This window comes from Gordonia sp. NPDC003585, assembly GCF_040610755.1.
Taxonomy (GTDB): Bacteria; Actinomycetota; Actinomycetes; order Mycobacteriales; family Mycobacteriaceae; genus Gordonia.
The window spans coordinates 22,900-42,311 of record NZ_JBEXMX010000002.1 but is presented as its reverse complement, the minus strand read 5'-3'; the positions used below and the strand labels follow the sequence as shown (position 1 = coordinate 42,311).

General features: G+C 67.0%; 15 protein-coding genes and 1 riboswitch. Of the genes, 6 read left to right on the top strand and 9 right to left on the bottom strand.

Translation table 11 applies throughout. The features are described from left to right. Positions 1 to 37 precede the first annotated feature (37 nt). The 4 genes from ABZW74_RS00730 (at position 38) to gcvP (ending at position 5,614) form a co-directional block, all read left to right on the top strand. A complete protein-coding gene (locus ABZW74_RS00730) occupies positions 38 to 721 on the top strand; it encodes a MerR family transcriptional regulator (RefSeq protein WP_240857163.1) in 684 nt (227 codons plus the stop codon). A 196-nt stretch (positions 722 to 917) separates the two neighbouring features. Continuing rightward, positions 918 to 1,418, top strand: coding sequence for a bifunctional nuclease family protein (locus tag ABZW74_RS00725; protein WP_240857162.1), 501 nt, complete (start codon positions 918 to 920; stop codon positions 1,416 to 1,418). A 269-nt stretch (positions 1,419 to 1,687) separates the two neighbouring features. After that, positions 1,688 to 2,353, top strand: a complete 666-nt coding sequence (locus ABZW74_RS00720; RefSeq protein ID WP_240857161.1) for a MerR family transcriptional regulator — start codon at positions 1,688 to 1,690, stop codon at positions 2,351 to 2,353. 79 nt (positions 2,354 to 2,432) lie between these two features. Further along, positions 2,433 to 2,537: riboswitch (glycine riboswitch) on the top strand. Between the two features lie 185 nt (positions 2,538 to 2,722). Further along, positions 2,723 to 5,614: an aminomethyl-transferring glycine dehydrogenase gene (gene gcvP, locus ABZW74_RS00715; RefSeq protein ID WP_355272901.1), complete on the top strand. Its 2,892-nt coding sequence runs from the start codon at positions 2,723 to 2,725 to the stop codon at positions 5,612 to 5,614. 132 nt (positions 5,615 to 5,746) lie between these two features. Here gcvP and ABZW74_RS00710 read toward each other — a convergent pair whose 3' ends face one another. The 9 genes from ABZW74_RS00710 to ABZW74_RS00670 form a co-directional block, all read right to left on the bottom strand. Then, entirely contained in the window at positions 5,747 to 6,937 is a 1,191-nt protein-coding gene (locus ABZW74_RS00710; RefSeq protein WP_355272898.1) for a hypothetical protein, read from the bottom strand. A 200-nt stretch (positions 6,938 to 7,137) separates the two neighbouring features. Then, positions 7,138 to 9,333, bottom strand: coding sequence for a malate synthase G (locus ABZW74_RS00705; RefSeq protein WP_240857158.1), 2,196 nt, complete (start codon positions 9,331 to 9,333; stop codon positions 7,138 to 7,140). A 129-nt stretch (positions 9,334 to 9,462) separates the two neighbouring features. After that, entirely contained in the window at positions 9,463 to 10,344 is an 882-nt protein-coding gene (locus ABZW74_RS00700) for a 3-methyladenine DNA glycosylase (RefSeq protein ID WP_355272895.1), read from the bottom strand. Beyond that, positions 10,341 to 11,417, bottom strand: a complete 1,077-nt coding sequence (locus tag ABZW74_RS00695) for a hemolysin family protein (protein ID WP_240857156.1) — start codon at positions 11,415 to 11,417, stop codon at positions 10,341 to 10,343. Before ABZW74_RS00695 ends, ABZW74_RS00700 begins: the two co-directional genes overlap by 4 nt. After that, a complete protein-coding gene (locus tag ABZW74_RS00690; RefSeq protein ID WP_355272892.1) occupies positions 11,410 to 12,840 on the bottom strand; it encodes a hemolysin family protein in 1,431 nt (476 codons plus the stop codon). The genes ABZW74_RS00695 and ABZW74_RS00690 overlap by 8 nt, the downstream gene beginning before the upstream one ends. A gap of 5 nt (positions 12,841 to 12,845) precedes the next feature. Then, positions 12,846 to 14,279, bottom strand: a complete 1,434-nt coding sequence (locus ABZW74_RS00685; RefSeq protein ID WP_355272889.1) for a GuaB1 family IMP dehydrogenase-related protein — start codon at positions 14,277 to 14,279, stop codon at positions 12,846 to 12,848. A gap of 19 nt (positions 14,280 to 14,298) precedes the next feature. Beyond that, complete coding sequence (gene gndA, locus ABZW74_RS00680) at positions 14,299 to 15,756, bottom strand: NADP-dependent phosphogluconate dehydrogenase (RefSeq protein WP_240857153.1); 1,458 nt, start codon at positions 15,754 to 15,756, stop codon at positions 14,299 to 14,301. Positions 15,757 to 15,935: 179 nt separating this feature from the next. Next, positions 15,936 to 16,886, bottom strand: a complete 951-nt coding sequence (locus ABZW74_RS00675; protein WP_355272885.1) for a M48 family metalloprotease — start codon at positions 16,884 to 16,886, stop codon at positions 15,936 to 15,938. A gap of 42 nt (positions 16,887 to 16,928) precedes the next feature. Further along, on the bottom strand, positions 16,929 to 17,327 hold the full coding sequence (locus tag ABZW74_RS00670; RefSeq protein WP_240857151.1) for a BlaI/MecI/CopY family transcriptional regulator: 399 nt from the start codon (positions 17,325 to 17,327) through the stop codon (positions 16,929 to 16,931). Positions 17,328 to 17,673: 346 nt separating this feature from the next. Between ABZW74_RS00670 and ABZW74_RS00665 the strand changes: the two genes are divergently transcribed. Together ABZW74_RS00665 and ABZW74_RS00660 are read left to right on the top strand one after the other, a co-directional pair. Continuing rightward, positions 17,674 to 18,102 (top strand): PaaI family thioesterase, encoded by a 429-nt coding sequence (locus tag ABZW74_RS00665; RefSeq protein ID WP_240857150.1) that lies wholly within the window; start codon positions 17,674 to 17,676, stop codon positions 18,100 to 18,102. After that, positions 18,099 to 19,367 carry an aldolase gene (locus ABZW74_RS00660; protein WP_355272881.1) on the top strand — a complete coding sequence of 423 codons (1,269 nt, stop codon included), beginning with the start codon at positions 18,099 to 18,101 and terminating at the stop codon, positions 19,365 to 19,367. The genes ABZW74_RS00665 and ABZW74_RS00660 overlap by 4 nt, the downstream gene beginning before the upstream one ends. Positions 19,368 to 19,412: the final 45 nt, after the last annotated feature.

The following is a 19,412-nucleotide window of genomic DNA, read 5'->3' as shown; positions in this document are numbered from 1 at the left end:
CGTGACGGCCTCTTCGGCTCGACGGTCAGAGGGATCGATGTCCATCGGCGCGGTCCTCGCGTTGCTGCGCGACGATTTCCCGGACATCACGATCTCGAAGATCCGATTTCTGGAATCGGAAGGGTTGATCACCCCGGAGCGTGCCCCGTCCGGATATCGCCGATTCAGCGAGGCCGATTGTGAGCGGCTGCGATTCGTGTTGACGGCGCAGCGCGACCGGTACCTTCCGCTGAAGGTGATCAAGGAGCAACTCGACGCCATCGACTCCGGCGACGGCACCGAGTCGGGGCCGACGCGTTTGCTGACGTCTGCGCGAGGTGCGGTCGCCCCGGCAACCGATTTCGGTTCGCGGGGTGGTCGGGTGTCGCGGGAATCGTTGATCGAACGGACCGGCGTGGATTCGGCCTTCGTCACCGAATTGCAGCGCAATGGACTGTTGACCGCCGGACCGGCGGGGTTCTTCGACGAGGACGCGGTTCGTCTCGTGGAGGCCGCGGCTGCTCTCGCCAGCTACGGGCTCGAGACCCGGCATCTGCGGGCCTTCAAGGTGTCTGCCGACCGCGAGGCCGGTTTGGTTGCGCAGATCGCGAGTCCCATTGCGAAGGGCAAAGGGACAGGTGCGCGCGACCGTGCCGAAGAACTCGTGCGGGAGATCGCGGCGCTGTCGGTCACGCTGCATACCCAACTCGTCAAGGCGGCTGTGCGCGGAGCGCTGGATTGACAGCTGTGCGCGGAGCGCTGGATTGACAGCTCGGCGCGCAGCGCTGGATTGAGCCCTGGGAGTCTCATCTTCTCGATGGGGTTCGGTGGCGCCTCAAGTCGGCCGCCGCATCGTGGCGTTGCGGTGTAGCGTCGGGGGAAACCAAAAGTACTGATGCTTCTCAAGTGACGTCCACGTCGACACGGAGGTGGTGGGAATGAGCGAGATGCGAGTGGTGGGTATCCGGGTGGAGCCACCGCAGAGCCAGCCCGTGTTGTTGCTGCGCGAGGTGGACGGTCAACGGTATCTGCCGATCTGGATCGGGCAGAGTGAAGCGGCGTCGATTGCGTTGCGGCAGAAGGGTATCGAACCTCCGCGGCCGCTGACGCACGATCTCATCGTCAACCTCATCAACGATTTCGGGCAGACGCTTCTCGAAGTCCGCATCGTCGACATGCAGGAGGGCACCTTCTACGCGGAGATGGTCTTCGCCGGGGATCTTCGGGTGTCGGCGCGGCCGTCGGATTCCATCGCGGTGGCGATGCGTGCGGACGTGCCGATCATCGCCGACGAGGAGGTGCTCGCCGAAGCCGGACTCCTCATCCCCGATGAGGAATCCGACGAGGAGACTCCCGCCCCGAGTGACGACGAGGTGGAGAAGTTCAAAGAGTTCCTCGACAACGTCTCGCCCGACGACTTCAAGGCCAGCGGCGCCTGAGCTTCCGGGATCGTGCGGCCGAGCGGTCACAGGTAACGGAACGGGCAACGCGAGGTCACCATTCGCGCCGATCTCGAGTTGACGTCGAGTGTTCGGGCGCGTCGCATTGATCCGTCGACCGCATAGGACATACCGTCGAGGTCAACATCGCCTGATTCGACAGGCGAGGTAGAGATGATCGGGTGCACGGGTACCCGCACCGCGTAGAGTAGGCGCTGGTGCCGGGGAGTTCCTGACGGTCCGATCCGAGCGTTGCGAGGGAGTCTGAAGTGGGCGATCAGCCGGTCGACAACGATGCCACGTCACAGGATCAGAGCACGCTGCCAGGTATCGATGACCAGCCGGCGCAGACCCAGGTGAGCCCGAAGCAGACCGCGACCCAGGGCAGTCTCGATGACATCGCGCCCGGGCTGTTCCCCAACGACACCGTTCCCGACGAGCTGATCGGCTATCGCGTGCCGAGTGCATGCCAGATCGCCGGGATCACCTACCGGCAGCTCGACTACTGGGCGCGCACCTCACTTGTCGTGCCGTCGATCCGCAGCGCCGCCGGCTCCGGCAGTCAGCGGCTGTACTCCTTCAAGGACATCCTGGTCCTCAAGATCGTCAAACGGCTGCTCGACACCGGTATCTCGTTGCAGAACATCCGGGTCGCCGTCGACCACCTGCGCCAGCGCGGGGTCGAGGACCTCGCCCGGATCACCCTGTTCTCCGACGGCACGACCGTCTACGAATGCACGTCGGCCGAAGAGGTGGTGGACCTCCTCCAGGGCGGCCAGGGCGTCTTCGGCATCGCGGTCAGCGGTGCGATGCGGGAGCTGACCGGGACGATCGCCGATTTCCCGGGTGAGCGTGCCGACGGCGGTGTGAGCGAGCCCGCCCCGGAAGACGAGCTGGCTGCCCGGCGCAAGAGCCGCGCGCGTCGCACCGGCTAGTCCTTCACACGAGTGCGACGAGCGGCACACGAGTCGAGGACGTGTGTGTCGTTGATCATGGCCTAAACTGGACACGCGTCGCTGCATCACGGGAGAGCGTCACCGGATCACTGGTCCAGGGTGGCCGCCGAAGGAGCAATACCTCCTCGTCAAACTCTCAGGCACCCAGGACCGTGGTGTTGACGGCGTCTCTGGAAAGTGACGGCAGTGCTCGTCCGCCCACGGTGAAAGGTCGTCGATCGCGAATCGGTGACCGAATCTCTCAGGCGTCGGGGTCGGTGACGACCCGTTGACATGACAGAGGGGGAGGGCCAGCCCACCGGTTGGGCACAACGATGCCGACCGGAACTGTGAGAGGTTGACCCGACCATGAGCGCATCGCCATCCGAGTCGTCCGACAGCCATGTTTCCGCCTTCGTCGATCGCCACGTCGGTCCGGATGCCGACGAAACACAGCGCATGCTCGCCCTCATCGGCGTCGCGTCCCTCGACGAACTCGCCGGGCAGGTGGTGCCGGCGGTCATCACCGACGACACCGAGGCCGATGCCCTGGCCGGGTTGCCCGCACCGATGAGCGAGACCCAGGTGACCGAACGGCTGCGCGGCCTGGCGGAGACGAACACGGTCGCCCGGTCGATGATCGGTCTCGGCTACTACGACACCCATACGCCGGCGGTCATCCGCCGCAACGTGCTCGAGAATCCGGCGTGGTACACCGCGTACACGCCGTATCAACCCGAGATCAGCCAGGGTCGGTTGGAGGCGTTGCTGAATTTCCAGACGATGGTCGCCGACCTCACCGCCATGGAGGTCGCGGGAGCGTCGATGCTCGACGAGGCGACCGCGGCGGCCGAGGCGATGACCCTCATGCGCCGCGCGGGCAAGTCGAAGTCGAACCGGTTGGTGGTCGACGCCGACCTGTATCCCCAGACGCGTGCGGTCATCGACACCAGAGCCGAACCGCTCGGTATCGACGTCGTCGAGGCGTCTCTGCATCCCGGGTTGCCCGATGGTGGGCTGCCCGACGGTGAGTTCTTCGGGATCGTCCTGCAGGTGCCCGGTGCTTCCGGGCGGATCGTCGACGCCGCGCCGATCATCGACGCCGCGCACGACCGGGGTGCGCTGGTGGCGGTGGGAGCCGATCTTCTGGCGCTGACCCTCATCACGCCTCCGGGCGAGCAGGGCGCCGACGTCTGCTTCGGGACCACCCAGCGATTCGGTGTGCCGATGGGCTTCGGCGGTCCGCACGCCGGATACCTGTCGGTCCACACGCGCCATGCCAGGCAACTGCCCGGACGGCTGGTCGGTATCTCCAAGGATGCCGATGGCAACCTCGCCTACCGGCTCGCCCTGCAGACACGTGAGCAGCACATCCGGCGCGAGAAGGCGACAAGCAACATCTGCACCGCGCAGGTCTTGTTGGCTGTCATCGCCGCGATGTACGCGTCGTATCACGGTGCCGAGGGTCTGCGCGCGATCGCCCGACGAACCCACGCCAATGCCGCGCGTCTCGCCGACTGCCTCGCGGCCGCAGGGTTCGCGATCGCGCACGCGTCGTTCTTCGACACGATCGAGGTCCGCACGCCCGGGCAGGCCGACGCTGTTCTGGCACAAGCGAAGCGCCACGGCATCAACCTGCGCCGGGTGGATGGCGACGTCGTCGGGATCGCGTGCGACGAGACCACCACCGATACCGACATCGCCGCGGTGCTCGATGCCTTCAGCGCGGCATCGGTGCAGCCGAGGGGCTTCGCCGCTCCGATCGAGACGCGCACCTCGGAGTTCCTCACCCACCCGGCGTTCAATCGGTATCGCACCGAAACCGCGATGCTTCGCTATCTGCGCGCCCTGTCGGACAAGGACATCGCGCTCGATCGCAGCATGATTCCGCTGGGGTCGTGCACCATGAAGCTCAACGCCGCCACCGAGATGGAGCCGATCACCTGGCCCGGATTCGCCGGTCTGCACCCGTTCGCACCGAGTGCAGACACCGCCGGCGTCCGCGAGCTCATCACCACCCTCGAGGACTGGCTGGTGGCCGTGACCGGCTACGACCGCGTCAGCCTGCAGCCCAACGCCGGCTCCCAGGGGGAGTATGCGGGGCTTCTCGCCATTCGTGGCTACCACCGGAGTCGAGGTGAGGTCGACCGCGACGTCTGCCTGATCCCGTCGAGCGCACACGGCACCAATGCGGCGTCGGCGGTGATGGCCGGTATGCGCGTCGTGGTGGTCGCATGCCGCGAGAACGGCGATGTCGACCTCGACGACCTGACGGCCAAGATCGCGGCAAATGAGGGTCGCGTGGCGGCCATCATGATCACCTACCCGTCCACTCACGGTGTCTTCGAACACGACATCCGCGAGATCTGCGCGGCGGTCCACGACGCGGGCGGTCAGGTGTATGTCGACGGAGCCAACCTCAACGCGCTGGTCGGCGTGGCACGGCCCGGCCACTTCGGTGGCGACGTCAGTCACCTGAATCTGCACAAGACGTTCTGCATCCCGCACGGCGGGGGCGGACCGGGTGTGGGACCGGTGGCGGTGCGTGAGCACCTGGCCCCGTTCTTGCCGGGGCATCCGCTGGCGCCCGAGCTGCCGGGCGACATCACGATCTCGGCCGCGCCGTACGGGTCGGCGTCGATCCTGCCGATCACCTATGCGTATATCGCGATGATGGGTGCGGCGGGGCTGCGTCGGGCCACGATGACCGCGATCGCCTCCGCCAACTACGTCGCCGCGCGCCTCGGTGAGTACTTCCCGGTGCTCTACACCGGCGACCACGGCTACGTCGCACACGAGTGCATTCTCGATCTGCGTGGAATCACCAAGTCGACCGGCGTCACCGTCGACGATGTTGCGAAACGTCTCGCCGACTACGGTTTCCACGCACCGACGATGAGCTTCCCGGTGGCCGGAACGCTGATGGTGGAGCCGACGGAGAGCGAGAATCTCGACGAGATCGACGCCTTCTGCGACGCGATGATCGCCATCCGCGCGGAGATCGACAAGGTGGCCGCGGGCGAATGGGATGTCGAGGACAACCCGTTGCGAGGCGCTCCGCACACGTCGGAATGCCTCGTCGGAGAATGGAATCACCCCTACTCCCGCGAGGTTGCGGTCTATCCGCAGGGCCTGCCGTCGGCCGGCGCACGCGCCAAGGTGTGGCCGTCGGTGCGCCGCATCGACGGCGTGTTCGGCGACCGCAACCTCGTCTGCAGTTGTCCGCCGATCGAGGCGTTCAGCAGCACCACCGCTCCCTGAGATGGTCGGCGCGCCAAGCCTTTCCGCTGCCTGAGGTGCTCGAGGCGCCAAGCCGAGAGCCTCGAAGGCTGGGCGAGATGACAATGTCGTTTCGCCAGTGGTTTCGACACGACGCCTCGCGCCGGCGACGCGTCAGGCCGGTCCGTAGACGAGTCGGTTGATGGCCACGATCGCGCCGGGTTCGGGGCTCGGCATCGGGCTGGGGGTGCGCGGGAACGTCACCGTCGCGGTCGCGGCGGGCAGTGGTGCGTCCCCACGGAATCCGAGCGCGGTCAGCAGTCGCAACTGGTCGGGCTGGGCGGCGAACTCGACGAAGTCGGCGACGGTGTCGGTGGCCACGTCCGACACCCGGTCGTCGGTGAGTCGCACCACCGGGTAGTCGGCCACCGGAGTGGGGCCGGTCGGCAGGAGTTCGGCGAGACGGGCCTGCGCGTCGTTGCGGGTCTCCTGATAGAGCTTCTGTTCGGTGATCGGCACCGCGTGGATGCGGGTCGACGATGGGTCTCCCGACCCCTCCGCGATGACGCGGGCGGCCCCGGCCGGGGTTCCGTCGGGTGACAACGGTGCGCCCTCGAGCAGGGCTTGCACGCTGAATCGCACCCGCTCCGATGCCGCATCCTGCGTGGTGAGCGCGCCGGTTGTCCGCGTCACCTGGGCGGCCACCGCCTGCGCGGCGAGCGCACTCGAGTCCGATTGCCGCTCGGTGGGCATCGCCATGCGCAGCGATCCCCAGCCGGGCAGGCCGACGTCGGCGAGGCTCGCGTCGCGGCGCTGCAGGGTGGGCAGCTGCGACCAGTCGAGCTTTCCGCCCAGCTGCTGGTTGAAGGCGGGGGACACCGCCAGCACCACCGGGGAGGTGACCAGCGAGCGGGGAGTTCCCTCGATCGCAGTGGGTTTCACGGCCGACAGGTTGGCCGCCCACACCGACGACTGCGGAATCCACGCTGCCGGGTAGGTCCCCATCGACGCGTCGTCCCACGTTCCGGCGAGCGCATCCGCGGTGATCTTCGCGTCGGCGTCGGGACGAATCGTGACAGTCACACAGTGATCGCGCACCACGGGGTTGGTCTTGGCATAGTTGGCCGCGATCTCGGTCAGTCCGGGTGCGAGGTCGGCGTCGGTGCGGATGGTCACCGTCTCCCGGCCCTCGACGCAGGAGCCGGCTGCCTCGTCGGCCTCCCGATCGATCCGGTCACCGAGATGCTGCCAGGCCACGATGATCGCGGCGACGAGAATGATCGACAACAACGCGAAGACCAGTCCCCGGCTCACACCCCGGCTCCGGATCCCGCCACCGCTGCCGGTACTCCGATGATGCGCCAAGGTCGGTGCCCCTCCGTGCTGTCGTGCCGGTCTCGATCGGTCGGTGACCGCGACACGAACACGCACAGCGTGCGAGACCCATCACACACGCAGAAGCGGTCACCAGGGTCTGACGATACCGCCCCGACCGCCTACCGCGGGGATGCGCGGTAGGCGGCCGGGGCGTCGTCTATCGTCTCGGAGACTTCCGGGCCGGGTGATCAGACCGTCGCGGCGGCCTTGAACTCGCGGCGACGGCGATGCAGGATCGGCTCGGTGTAGCCGCTCGGCTGCTTCGCACCCTCCAGGATCAACTCCTTGGCGGCCTGGAAGGCGATGCTCGAGTCGAAGTCGGGAGCCATCGGCCGGTACTCGGGATCACCCTCGTTCTGCCGGTCCACCACCGGCGCCATCCGCTTCAGGGCGGCCACCACATCGTCGGCGGTGACGATGTCGTGGTGAATCCAGTTCGCGAGCAGCTGGCTGGAGATCCGCAGCGTCGCCCGATCCTCCATGAGCGCGATGTCGTGGATGTCGGGAACCTTCGAACAGCCCACGCCCTGGTCGATCCAGCGCACGACGTACCCGAGGATCGACTGACAGTTGTTGTCGAGCTCCTCTTTCTTCTCCTCGTCGGTCCAATCCGTCTTGGGCGCAAGCGGAATGGTGAGGATGTCGTCGACCGACGCCGGATCGCGCTTGGCGATCTCGTCCTGGCGCTCGAAGACGTCCACCAGGTGGTAGTGCATGGCGTGCAGGGTCGCGCCGGTGGGCGACGGCACCCACGCGGTGCTGGCGCCGGCCTTGGGCTGACCGATCTTCTGCTCCACCATGTCGGCCATCAGATCGGTCATGGCCCACATGCCCTTACCGATCTGCGCGCGGTGCTGCAGCCCGGCGTGCAGACCGATGTCGACGTTGGAGTCCTCGTAGGCGAGCATCCACTTCTGCTGCTTCATCTCGCCCTTGCGGATCATCGCACCGGCCTCCATGGAGGTGTGGATCTCGTCGCCGGTGCGGTCGAGGAAGCCGGTGTTGATGAACACGACACGGCTTTCGGCCGCCTTGATGCAAGCCTTCAGATTCACCGTGGTGCGGCGCTCTTCGTCCATGATGCCGACCTTGAGGGTGTTCTCGGGCAGACCGAGGACCTTCTCCACTCGGCCGAACAGTTCGACGGTGAAGGCGACCTCGTCCGGGCCGTGCATCTTCGGCTTGACTATGTAGATCGATCCCGTACGCGAGTTCTGGACACCGGCGTCGGTCGACAATCCGTGAACGCCGATGAGCGAGGTGAACAGCGCATCCTGGATGCCCTCGCCCACCTCGTTGCCGTCGGCGTCGAGGATGGCGTCGTTGGTCATCAGGTGACCGACGTTGCGGACGAACAGCAGGGACCGTCCGTGCAGGTCGAATCCGGTGCCGTCGGGTGCGTTGTACTCACGGTTGCCGTTGAGGACACGCGTGAAGGTCTTGCCGCCCTTGGTGACCTCTTCGGACAGGTCGCCCTTGTTGAGGCCCAGCCAGTTGCGGTAGCCGAGCACCTTGTCGTCGGCGTCGACGGCGGCCACGGAGTCCTCGAAGTCCATGATCGTCGTGATAGCCGACTCCATAACGACATCCTTGATGCCCGCTGGATCGGTCTTGCCGATCGGCGAGGTCGGGTCGATCTCGATGTCGAGGTAGAGACCGTTGTTGCGGAGCAGGATCGACGACGGTGAGGTCGCATCGCCGCGGTAGCCGGCGAACGCCGACGGATCGGCGAGCGTCGAGGTGGTGCCGTCGGCCAAGGTGACCTGAACCGACGCGGCATTGTCGGCGCTGCCGGCACTGGTGATCGCGAAACCGGTGACGTCGGTGTAACTGCACTGCTCGAGCGGAACTGCCTTGTCGAGGAAGTCCTTCGCGTACGCGATGACCTTGTCGCCGCGAACAGTGTTGTAGGTCTTGCCCTTCTCGGCGCCGTCGGTCTCCGGGATGACGTCGGTGCCGTAGAGCGCGTCGTACAGCGAACCCCAGCGCGCGTTGGACGCATTGAGTGCGAACCGCGCGTTGAGGACCGGCACGACGAGCTGCGGACCCGCGGTCTCGCTGATCTCGCGGTCGACGTTGGCGGTGCTGATCTGGAAGTCGGCCGGCACATCCACCAGGTAGCCGATGTCGGTGAGGAAGGCCTTGTAGGCGTCGAAGTCCAGGTCACCCTTGTGGTCGCGGTGCCACTGGTCGATCTTGGCCTGCAGGTCGTCACGTACGGCGAGCAGCTCTCGGTTGCGCGGTGCGAGGTCGGCGATGACCGCAGCCGCACCCGACCAGAAGGCGTCCTTGTCGACCCCGGTACCCGGGAGGGCCTCGTTGTTGATGAAGTCGTAGAGAACGGAAGAGACCTGCAAACCGTCGACGGTGATCCGGTCGGACATGTCAGCCTTTCTGCGCAATCTCATCGCGGTCGGACCGTGGGCAAAGGCGTCCGCCTCGGTCCGGGCGAGGAGTATCGGTGTATTCGATCGTAACCATGCTACTCGTCGGTAACGGGCGTCTTCACCTGGCTAACCGGTTAGGTGACCTGCTACACGCTCACCGAGCAGAGCACGTCCGCGTTCGACGACAGCGGCCCGAACCACCGCGCCCCGCTCGGCGATCGCGGTCTGCTCGCGGGCATAGGCAGCCCGACCCTCGGGTGTTTCGATCGCGACCGGCGGGTAGCCGAACTCACGCAGGTCGTATGGGCTCGCTCGCATGTCGAGTTCGCGGGCCGACAACGCGACCTCGAACGCATCGAGGGTCAGTTCCGAAGGCAGAAATGGAGTCATCGTGAGGCAAGCCCGATAGAGGTCCATCGTGGCGTGCAGGCATCCCGGCTGTTCGTGTGTGGCCTGCGTGTCTCGAGACAGCGGCGCCGCGTTGCGGGGTCGGGCGTCGTCGGTGAAGAACCGGAACGCGTCGAAATGGGTGCAGCGCAGTGGCATCGACTCGACCACCGAATCGGTGCCGGCACTGCCGAGCCGAAGCGGGACGGCGTGCCGGGTGGCGTCGGTTCGGTAGACCATCGCCCACTCGTGCAGGCCGAAGCACCCGAAACGGGGGGATCGGCCCGCCGTGACCGCCAAGAGTTCGACGGTTGCGCGGATCTTCTCCGACCGTCGGACGAGGTGGTCGGGATAGGCGGTGACGCCACCATCCACCCGGTGGTAGCCGCGCAACGCCAGGTACTCGTCGGCGTCGCACAGCACGGTGTCGAGGCCGGGATGCCACCGCTGGACGTGCGCCGGACGCGACGAATAGTAGGTGAACAGAAAATCGAGCACGGGATGCTTGACCCCGCTGCGCCGCGCACGCAAGTACGGCCCGACGAGCCGCTCGACGCGGTCGGCGTAAGCGTCACGACGAGCGTGCCACTGAGCGGGCGTGAGGATGGCCGGGGCGTTCACACGCGATGCGTCTCGTCCCGAACGGTCCCGACGAATTCCTCCACGAGGTCGGCGAGCGCGACGACACCGATGGTGCGCCCACTCTCGTCGACGACCGCGCCGAGGTGCGAACTCGTCCGCCGCAGTGCTCCGGTGGCCTCGTCGAGCGGGGTGGTCGACGAGATCACCGGCAGCGGTCGGATCTTGTCGACACCGATGATCGTCTCCGGTCCGATGCGCTCGTCGAGGATGTCGTCGAGCACGTCCTTGAGATGGAGATACCCGGTGAAGGTGCCGTCGGAACCGCGCACCGGGAATCGGGAGAACCCGGTGTCGCCGACCGCCTTCTCGATCGACCCCAGGGTCGGTCCGGTACCGCCGGTCGCGGCATCGCGTTCGATCTCGACGCTGCGCATCTTGTCGAGCGGGATCATCACCTCGGCCACCGCGCGGCTCACCGAGCTGAGTGCACGGGTGAGCCGTTCGTGTTCCTCGGCGTCGATGAGTCCCTCTTCTTCGGACTCGCTGAGCATCTGGGCGAGTTCGCCGGTCGAGACGGTGGCGTCGAGTTCGTCCTTCGGCTCGACGCGCATCAGCCGCAGCGAGGAATTGGCCAGCCAGTTGTAGAACCCGATGAGCGGACGCATGATCCGGATGAACCCGAGATGCGGCGGAACCAGCCACATCGCTGCGGTTTCGGGTCCAGCGAGCGCGATGTTCTTGGGCACCATCTCCCCGAGCAGGATGTGCAGCACCACCACCAACGACAACGCGATGGTGAACGCGATGGGATGCAGCAGCGCGGTGGGCACGTGGGCGAGATGCAACGGCTTCTCGATGAGGTGTGCGACCGCCGGCTCGGCGACCCGGCCGAGCAGGATCGAGCAGATCGTGATGCCGAGTTGCGCACCGGCCAACATCAGTGACAGGTGTTCACCGGCACGAATGACGGTGCGAGCGCGCGTCTTCCCGCTCTCCTCGAGCGCCTCGAGGCGGTCGCGCCGGGCCGAGATCAGCGAGAACTCGGCGCCGACGAAAAACGCGTTACCCGCGAGCAGCGCGACCGCGAGCAGGACACCCCACACGTCACCCATCGGCACTCACCCCTCGCTGGGCCGGTGCGGAGACCTCGACCGCTGATTCGCCATCCGAGATGGGCTGCAATGAGACGACGTCGACCCGCCGTCCGTCCATCTGCCGGACGGTCGCCCGCCACCGGGTGACAGGTCCGTCGGGAAGGTCGTCCTCATCGTCGTCGTGATCGTCGACACCGGCCGTGCGGTCAGGGAGTTCGACCGTGTCGCCGGCCTCCGGGATCCGGCCGAGTACGAACATCACGAGACCGCCGAGCGTGTCGTAGGGGCCGTCAGGAGCGTGATACCCGACCGCGTCTGCTACTTCGTCTATCCGGAGCAGGCCCGCGCAGAGATACCCCTCACCCTCGACCTGGACGTCGGCTCGTTCGTCGTCGTGTTCGTCGGTGACGTCGCCGACGATCTCCTCGATCAGGTCTTCGGTCGTCACGATGCCTGCCGTACCGCCGTACTCGTCGATGACCACACACAGCTCCATGCCGTCGGCGCGGATCTGTTCCATCAGCGAATCACCGTCGAGGCTTGTCGGTACCCGTGGCACCGGGCGGGCGATCGAAGCGATCTGTGTGGTCGCCTGCTCTTCGGGCGCGACGGTGAATGCCTGCTTGATGTGGACGACGCCGACCAGATCGTCGAGGTTCCCGTCGATGACCACCGGGAACCGGGAATGACCGGTCCGGGACGCCGCGACGACGAGGTCGCGCACGTTGTCTGCCTGGTCGAGGCAGACAACGGTGACCCGCGGCGTCATCAGGTCCTCGGCAGTGAGTTCGCCGAACCGCAACGAACGGTCGACGAGTGTCGCCGTGTCGGCGTCGATGGCGCCGGCGCGTGCCGAGTTGCGAACGAGCGACACCAGTTCCTGTGGGGATCGTGCCGAGCGCAATTCCTCGGCCGGCTCGACGCCGAGACGCCGGACCAGCCAGTTCGCGGACCCGTTCAACCCGTTGATGGCCCAGCGGAAGGCTGCCGAGAACAAGGTCATCGGTCCGGCTGTGTACCGGGCCACCGCGAGTGGTTTGGCGATCGCGAGGTTCTTCGGGATCAGTTCGCCGAGCACCATCGACAGCGAGGTCGCGATGATCAAGGCGAGTGCCAGCGCGATACCCGCCGCCACCGAGGGTCCCAGACCTGCGGACTCGAGTGCCGGCGTGAACAGCGTCGCGAGCACCGGTTCGGCGATGTAGCCGGTGATCAGGGTGGTGATGGTGATGCCGAGTTGGGCACCCGACAGTTGAAACGACAGGCTCCGATGCGCCCGGTCCACCATGCGTGACCGGCGGTCACCGCGGGTGGCCACATCGTCGGAGATGGTCGATCGCTCCAGCGCGGTCAGCGAGAACTCGGCCGCCACGAACAGTGCCGTTCCGAGTGTGAGCGCAACAAAGCCCACCAGGCCGGCGACGTAGAGAACGATGTCCATGGGGCTCACCAGCCGCCCGGCAGAGGGCGTCCTTCGGCGAACCCGGCAGCGGATTGCACCCCGAGGACGACCTTGTCGTGCAGTTCGACGAGGTTGTGTGCGCCTGCGTAGGTGGCGGCGCTGCGCACGCCCGAGCAGATGTGATCGATGAGATCTTCGACGCTGGGGCGTTCCGGGTCGACGCGGATTCGGGAACTCGAGATGCCCTCCTCGAACAGGGCCTTGCGTTCCCGGTCATAGGCGCTGTCGTTGGCGGATCGAGCCGCGACCGCCCGCTTGGACGCCATGCCGAAGCTGACCTTGTAGAGACCGTCGGCGTCGCGTTGCAGTTCGCCGGGCGACTCGAACGTACCGGCAAACCACGACCCGACCATGACGTTCGACGCTCCGGCGGCCAGCGCGAGTGCCACGTCGCGCGGATGTCGGATACCGCCGTCTGCCCATACGTGGGCCCCGTGATCCTTTGCCGCACCGGCACATTCGGCTACGGCTGAGAATTGCGGCCGACCCACTCCGGTCATCATCCGCGTCGTGCACATTGCACCGGGCCCGACCCCGACCTTCACGATCGAGGCACCGGCCTTGATGAGGTCCGCCGTGCCCTCTGCCGACACCACATTGCCCGCCGCTATCGGAACGCCGAGATCGGCGGCGGCGATCGCGTCCAGGGCGGCGAGCATCTTCTCCTGGTGGCCGTGCGCGGTGTCCACCACCAACAGATCGGCCCCGGCGTCGACGAGTGCTCGAGCCCGGCCCGCAACGTCACCGTTGATGCCCACGGCCGCCGCGATCCGCAGCCGTCCGTGAGTGTCGACATTGGGGCGGTAGATCCCGTGTCGTAGCGCACCGACCCGGGTGAGCACTCCGGCGAGTGTGCCGTCCGGATGGACCAGCACCGCCAGGCCGAGATGCAGGTCGCCGAGTGCGTCGTACACCTCACGGCCCGGGGTGTCCACCGGCAATGTCACCATCGTCGGTTCCAGCACGTCGCGCACCCGGGTGAACCGGTCGATGCCGGCGCACGCCTGTTCAGTGACGATGCCGATCGGTGTGCGCTCTGCCACGACGACGGCCGCGCCATGGGCGCGTTTGGGCAGCAGAGCCAGCGCGTCGGACACCGAATTGTCGCCGGTGAGGACGACCGGGGTGTCGGCGACGAGGTGCCGGGACTTCACGAACGTGATCGACTCGGCCGCGGCCGCCAGCGGCAGATCCTGGGGCAGGACAACCAGACCGCCGCGCCGCGCAACGGTCTCGGCCATTCGCTTGCCGGCGACCGCGGTCATGTTCGCGACCACCAGCGGGACCGTCGTCCCGGTGCCGTCGGACGTCGAGATGTCCACGTCGAAGCGTGAGGTGACATCCGACCGGTTGGGCACGATGAACAGGTCGTCGTAGGTGAGGTCGTGGGTGGGCGCGTGGCCGGAGAGGAAACGCACGATCAGGTGTGACCCGCCGTCATTCGGATACTTCCGATCGGTCGCCGCTCCACAGCGTGTGGAAGGTGCCCGGCTTGTCGACACGCTGGTAGGTGTGTGCGCCGAAATAGTCGCGCAGCCCCTGGGTGAGGGCGGCCGGGAGGCGTTCGCTGCGCAATCCGTCGTAGTAGGAGAGCGACGACGCGAACGCGGGCACCGGGATTCCGAGGGTGGTGGCCGTCGCAACCACCCGGCGCCAGCTGTCGATGCCGGCCTCGACCGCATCGCGGAAGTACGGCGCGAGCAGCAGGCTCGGCAGGTCGGGGTCCTCGGCGTAGGCCTCCCGGATGCGGTTGAGGAACTGGGCACGGATGATGCAGCCGCCGCGCCAGATCGTGGCGAGTGACCCGCGGTCCACGTCCCAGCCGTATTCGGCACTGCCGGCCGCGATCTGGTCGAAGCCCTGTGCGTAGGCGACCACCTTGGACGCGTAGAGCGCCGCCTTGATGTCGTCGACGAACGCGGCACTGTCGGTCGGGGTGCCGCCGAGATCACCTGCGGCCAGACCGCGTGCGGCCTCGCGCTGAGCTGTCGAGCTCGACAGCGCACGAGCGAACACTGCCTCGGCGATTCCCGTCGTCGGGATGCCGAGGTCGAGTGCGGACTTGACGGTCCATCGGCCGGTGCCCTTCTGGCCGGCCGCGTCGACGATGACGTCGACGAGCGGCTTGCCGGTCTCGGCGTCGACCTGGCTGAGCACCTCGGCGGTGATCTCCACGAGGTAACTCTCGAGCTCGGTGGTGTTCCACTGCCGGAACACCTCGGCGATCTCCGTCACGGGCAGGTCCAATGCTTTGCGCATCAGGTCGTAGGCCTCGCCGATCAGCTGCATGTCGGCGTACTCGATGCCGTTGTGCACCATCTTGACGAAGTGGCCGCTGCCGTCGGGGCCGATGTGGGTACAGCACGGTTCACCGTCGACGTGCGCGGAGATCTCCTCGAGCAGCGGGCCGAGCGACTTGTACGATTCGGCCGGGCCGCCCGGCATGATCGACGGGCCGTTGAGGGCCCCCTCCTCACCACCGGAAATGCCGGCCCCGACGAAGTGCAGTCCCCGCTCGGCGAGTGCGGCTTCGCGACGGATGGTGTCGGTGTAGAGCGAGTTGCCGCCGTCGATGATCACATCGCCGGGTTCCATCACGTCGGCGAGTTCCTCGATGACGGCGTCGGTCGGCGCGCCTGCCTTGACCATGATGAGGGCGCGGCGCGGCCGTTCGAGTGCCGCGACGAACTCGGCCATTGTCTCGGTGCGGACGAAATCGCCGTCGCCGCCATGGTTTTCGATGAGCGCATCGGTCTTGGCGATGCTCCGGTTGTGTAGGGCCACGGTGTACCCGTGACGGGCGAAATTCCGCGCGATGTTCGAACCCATGACGGCCAGTCCGGTGACGCCGATCTGGGCCCGGGCAGACGATGACGATGACTCGACGTTGTTCATGGGCTCAAGCCTATTGCCTCGGCCCGACACGCGGCCGACTGAGTCCCGGTGAGGCCTGGGATTGTGGAGCCGGGTGGTGCCCGTCCTGCGGCTGACTGAGTCCCGGTGAGGCCTGGGATTGTGGAGCCGGGTGGTGCCCGTCCTGCGGCTGACCTGCGAGCCTCGGCGCCTCCGCCCTGTCAGGCGGCGGACAGCAAGCGGGTGAGTTCGGTGAGCCAGGGGATGGCGACCGCGAGCGTCGGGACCACCAGAATCGAGGCGGCAACGCAGTAGGCGAGCACTGCCACTGCGCGCGCGGGCCGGTCGTCGGCGAGCCGGTGCACCCGAGCCAGCGTCGTCGGACCACCCACGGCCATGGCGCCGCGGGGAGCAACGGCGTCGGCACAGGCGACGAGAGCTCGACCTAGCGTGGTGGGGGTGGTTGCCCGGACCGCCTGGTCGTCGGCCAGCGCCTCGACGAGCAATTGCACTGCTCCGAGCGCCGAGCTGCTGCGCACGAACCGCGGGAATGCCTCGTGAAGTGCGATGAACGCTTCCAGGACCAGGTCGTGACGGGCGCGCAGATGTGCGCGTTCGTGCGCGATCACCGCGACGAGTTCATAACGGGTGAGTCGGTGCACCACACCCTCGGAGATGACGACGCGTTGACGCAAACCCGGCAGGCAGTAGGCGAGTGGCTGCTCAACGTCGATCATCCGGACGTCGCGGGCGTGCAGCGGATCGGATGCGTCACGTCGATCGCAGCGATCGAGGATGTCGATGAGTTGGCGGTGGGAGGCACGCCGAGCTCGCGTGCGCAGGCCGACACGAATTGTGGTGAACGCCAGTCGCGCCCCGATGAGCAGGGTCAGTGCGAACACACCGACGTATACCGCCCACAGCGGCAGACCGATCCGCTCGATCTCGTGCAGCGGATGTGTCGTCGGGGTGCCGTCCGGGCCGGGTGCGAGCAGATTCGCCGCAATCGCCAGACCACAACTGAATGCCGACAAGACGGCGGCCAGCGCGATCGCCTGCCATAGCGTCATCGCCGCACGTGGTGCGCGGACCGGCCACTTGGCGCGCGAGAGCGCCTCAGGGGCAGGGCCGACCAGCACCAAGGTGAGGATGCCGAAAAGCAGGGCGGTCATCTGGCGGTCCTAGCGGTGGGCTGTTGAGGTACTGGGAAAAATCTAGCCGTTTTCCGGAGCTCCGCGTGCGGCTTCGAGTTCATCGAGCGCATGGCGGAGCGCGGCGGCCTCATCGGCGCCGACGCGACCGACGAACGACACCAGGGCGGCGTGGCGGGATCCAGGAGCATCGGCTTCGCTCAACGCGTCGACCATGAGGCTGGCGACGAGGTCCTCGCGCGGATGGGTCGGGACGTACTTGTGGGCCCGGTCGTCACGGATCTGGGTGACCAGATTCTTCTTCGCAAGGCGCTGCAGCACCGTCATGACGGTGGTGTACGCCAGCGAGCGATCGCGCGACAGCGTGGCATGCACCTGACGCACGGTTTGCGGTGTGGAACTCGCCCACAACGTGTCCATGACGGCACGCTCCAGATCGCCCAAGCCATTCATCCTTCGCATTTTACTGTCGTATCTCCTACTCGCCGCATTCGCGGTCAAATCCGGTGCCTGACGTGGGTGTCGGGACCGATCTCGACTCGCCTTCCGAACCGCCCTTGACAGTATTGGTAAGGCTATCCTACATTAAGAGTCACGTCGGACCGCGCGAGTGTCCTGAGGGCTGCAGAGACCCCCGGTCCACGCCACGGTAGGCCCCACGTTTCATCCGAAACGTGGGGCCTACCGGTTTCTTGAGGCCGTTTTCCATGGTCGGGAACTCAACGTCGGAGCCGGCATGGACGTTCCCCGCTCATTCACGTTCTCGGCCCTTTCACGTTCTCGACACAGTCGTGACAGGGTTGGACTCATGACAGTGGATACAGAGAAAGCCGTGCGGGAGTCGATCGGTCGCGGCCTCGATGCCGTTTTGGGCCTGACGCCGGTCGAGGTCGGCGCCGACGGGATTCACGCGACGCTCGAGATCACCGAAGCGCACCACCAGCCCTTCGGGATCGTCCACGGCGGCGTCTACTGTGCGGTCGCCGAGAGTGTCGCGAGCATGAGCGGGTACTTCTGGTTGCAGGAAGCCGGGATCGGCGGCACCGCAGTCGGGGTGAACAACAACACGGACTTCCTCCGGTCGATCAGCTCCGGTGTCGTCACCGCACGTTCGGCACCGATCCATCGTGGCCGCCGCCAGCAGTTGTGGGCTGTCGAGATGACCGATGAGCGTGACCGGCTGCTGGCTCGAAGCCAGGTTCGTCTGCAGAACATCGAGCTGCCCTCCGAGGGATGACCGGGGTGAGTGAACCGCGACCAGACGCCCATCGAGGGCTGCGCGCGGACACCCGATCGGCGGTCGAGACGATCCTCAACGATGTCGACGCCGACCTCGATCGCCTTTTCCCCGGCGACGACGCGGTCTCTCAACCGATCCACACGGTGTATGTGTCTGCCGCCGACGCCGAGGCCGGCACCCCCGCCACGTGGGGTGTCGAGGCACTGGCGATCGCCGACGCCGCCGCGGCCTCCCTCGGCGGTCTCGCCACGGCCGAGGTGATCGACCTCGCTCGCGCGCGACTGCGGTCCAACCCGATCGTCGATCTGCGCATCGACCTCGAGGACGGATACGGCCGACGACCCGACGCCGTCGAGGATGCCGACGCACGGCGTGCCGGCGAGACGCTGGCCGCCTGGGTCGCCGACCGCCCACACACGCCCCGGGTCGCGGGGATCCGCGCGAAGGGCCTCGGCGCGCTAGAACGTGCGCGTGGGATCAGGACCCTGGAACTGGTGCTCGACGCCGCGGGAGGGGTTCCGGACGGTTTCGTCTTCACAGTGCCCAAGCTGCGCGACGTCCGTCAGGTGGACGCCGTCAACCTGATCTGCGCGGATCTCGAACGCGCCCACGGGATTTCCGATGGCACGCTCCGTTACGAGCTTCAGGTGGAGATCCCGCAGGCGGTGCTCGGTGCCGACGGTCGGGCGACAGTCGCCGAGGCGATTCATCGGGGCCGGCCCCGAATCAGCGGCGTGCATTACGGCACCTACGATTACAGCGCCGCGTGCGGCATCGTCTCCGCGCAGCAGTCGCTGGCCCATCCTGCAGCCGACCACGCGAAGTCCGTGATGCAGGTTGCCGCGGCGCAGACCGGGGTGTGGGTGAGTGACGGCTCCACCCAAGTGGTCCCGGTGGGCGACCCCGATCAGGTCGCCGCGGCGCTGTCGCGCCACCACGCGCTGGTCACCAGGTCGCTGGAGCGGGGTTTCTACCAAGGCTGGGACATGCACCCGGGCCACCTGATCACCAGATGGATGGCGGTGATCGGCTTCTTCCGCACTGCGATGCCGACGGCCGCGGCACGGCTCCAGGCCTATTTCGAACGCAGTTCGGGCGAGGTGATGGACGAGCCGGCAACCGCGATGTCGCTTGCCCTCGTCGTCGGCCGGGGAGTGGCTGCCGGAGCCTTCACCCCCGATGAGGTCGCCGCGATCGCGCCGCTGTGCACTCCGGCGCGTCTCGCTGAACTGCGGTCGCAGGGTGGCGCCCTCGCCGACTGACTCGCATGCACGTCCGCCGGGATTCGGGCCGAACCGCTCACCGAG

What these genes read in the sequence shown, in the direction of transcription:
- ABZW74_RS00675 (WP_355272885.1), bottom strand. Translation starts at nt 16,886, where the DNA reads ATGACCGCCCTGCTTTTCGGCATCCTCACCTTGGTGCTGGTCGGCCCT.
- ABZW74_RS00705 (WP_240857158.1), bottom strand. Translation starts at nt 9,333, where the DNA reads ATGTCCGACCGGATCACCGTCGACGGTTTGCAGGTCTCTTCCGTTCTC.
- ABZW74_RS00665 (WP_240857150.1), top strand. Translation starts at nt 17,674, where the DNA reads ATGACAGTGGATACAGAGAAAGCCGTGCGGGAGTCGATCGGTCGCGGC.
- ABZW74_RS00725 (WP_240857162.1), top strand. Translation starts at nt 918, where the DNA reads ATGAGCGAGATGCGAGTGGTGGGTATCCGGGTGGAGCCACCGCAGAGC.
- ABZW74_RS00660 (WP_355272881.1), top strand. Translation starts at nt 18,099, where the DNA reads ATGACCGGGGTGAGTGAACCGCGACCAGACGCCCATCGAGGGCTGCGC.
- ABZW74_RS00730 (WP_240857163.1), top strand. Translation starts at nt 38, where the DNA reads ATGTCCATCGGCGCGGTCCTCGCGTTGCTGCGCGACGATTTCCCGGAC.
- ABZW74_RS00695 (WP_240857156.1), bottom strand. Translation starts at nt 11,417, where the DNA reads ATGGGTGACGTGTGGGGTGTCCTGCTCGCGGTCGCGCTGCTCGCGGGT.
- gndA (WP_240857153.1), bottom strand. Translation starts at nt 15,756, where the DNA reads ATGAACAACGTCGAGTCATCGTCATCGTCTGCCCGGGCCCAGATCGGC.
- ABZW74_RS00690 (WP_355272892.1), bottom strand. Translation starts at nt 12,840, where the DNA reads ATGGACATCGTTCTCTACGTCGCCGGCCTGGTGGGCTTTGTTGCGCTC.
- gcvP (WP_355272901.1), top strand. Translation starts at nt 2,723, where the DNA reads ATGAGCGCATCGCCATCCGAGTCGTCCGACAGCCATGTTTCCGCCTTC.
- ABZW74_RS00670 (WP_240857151.1), bottom strand. Translation starts at nt 17,327, where the DNA reads ATGCGAAGGATGAATGGCTTGGGCGATCTGGAGCGTGCCGTCATGGAC.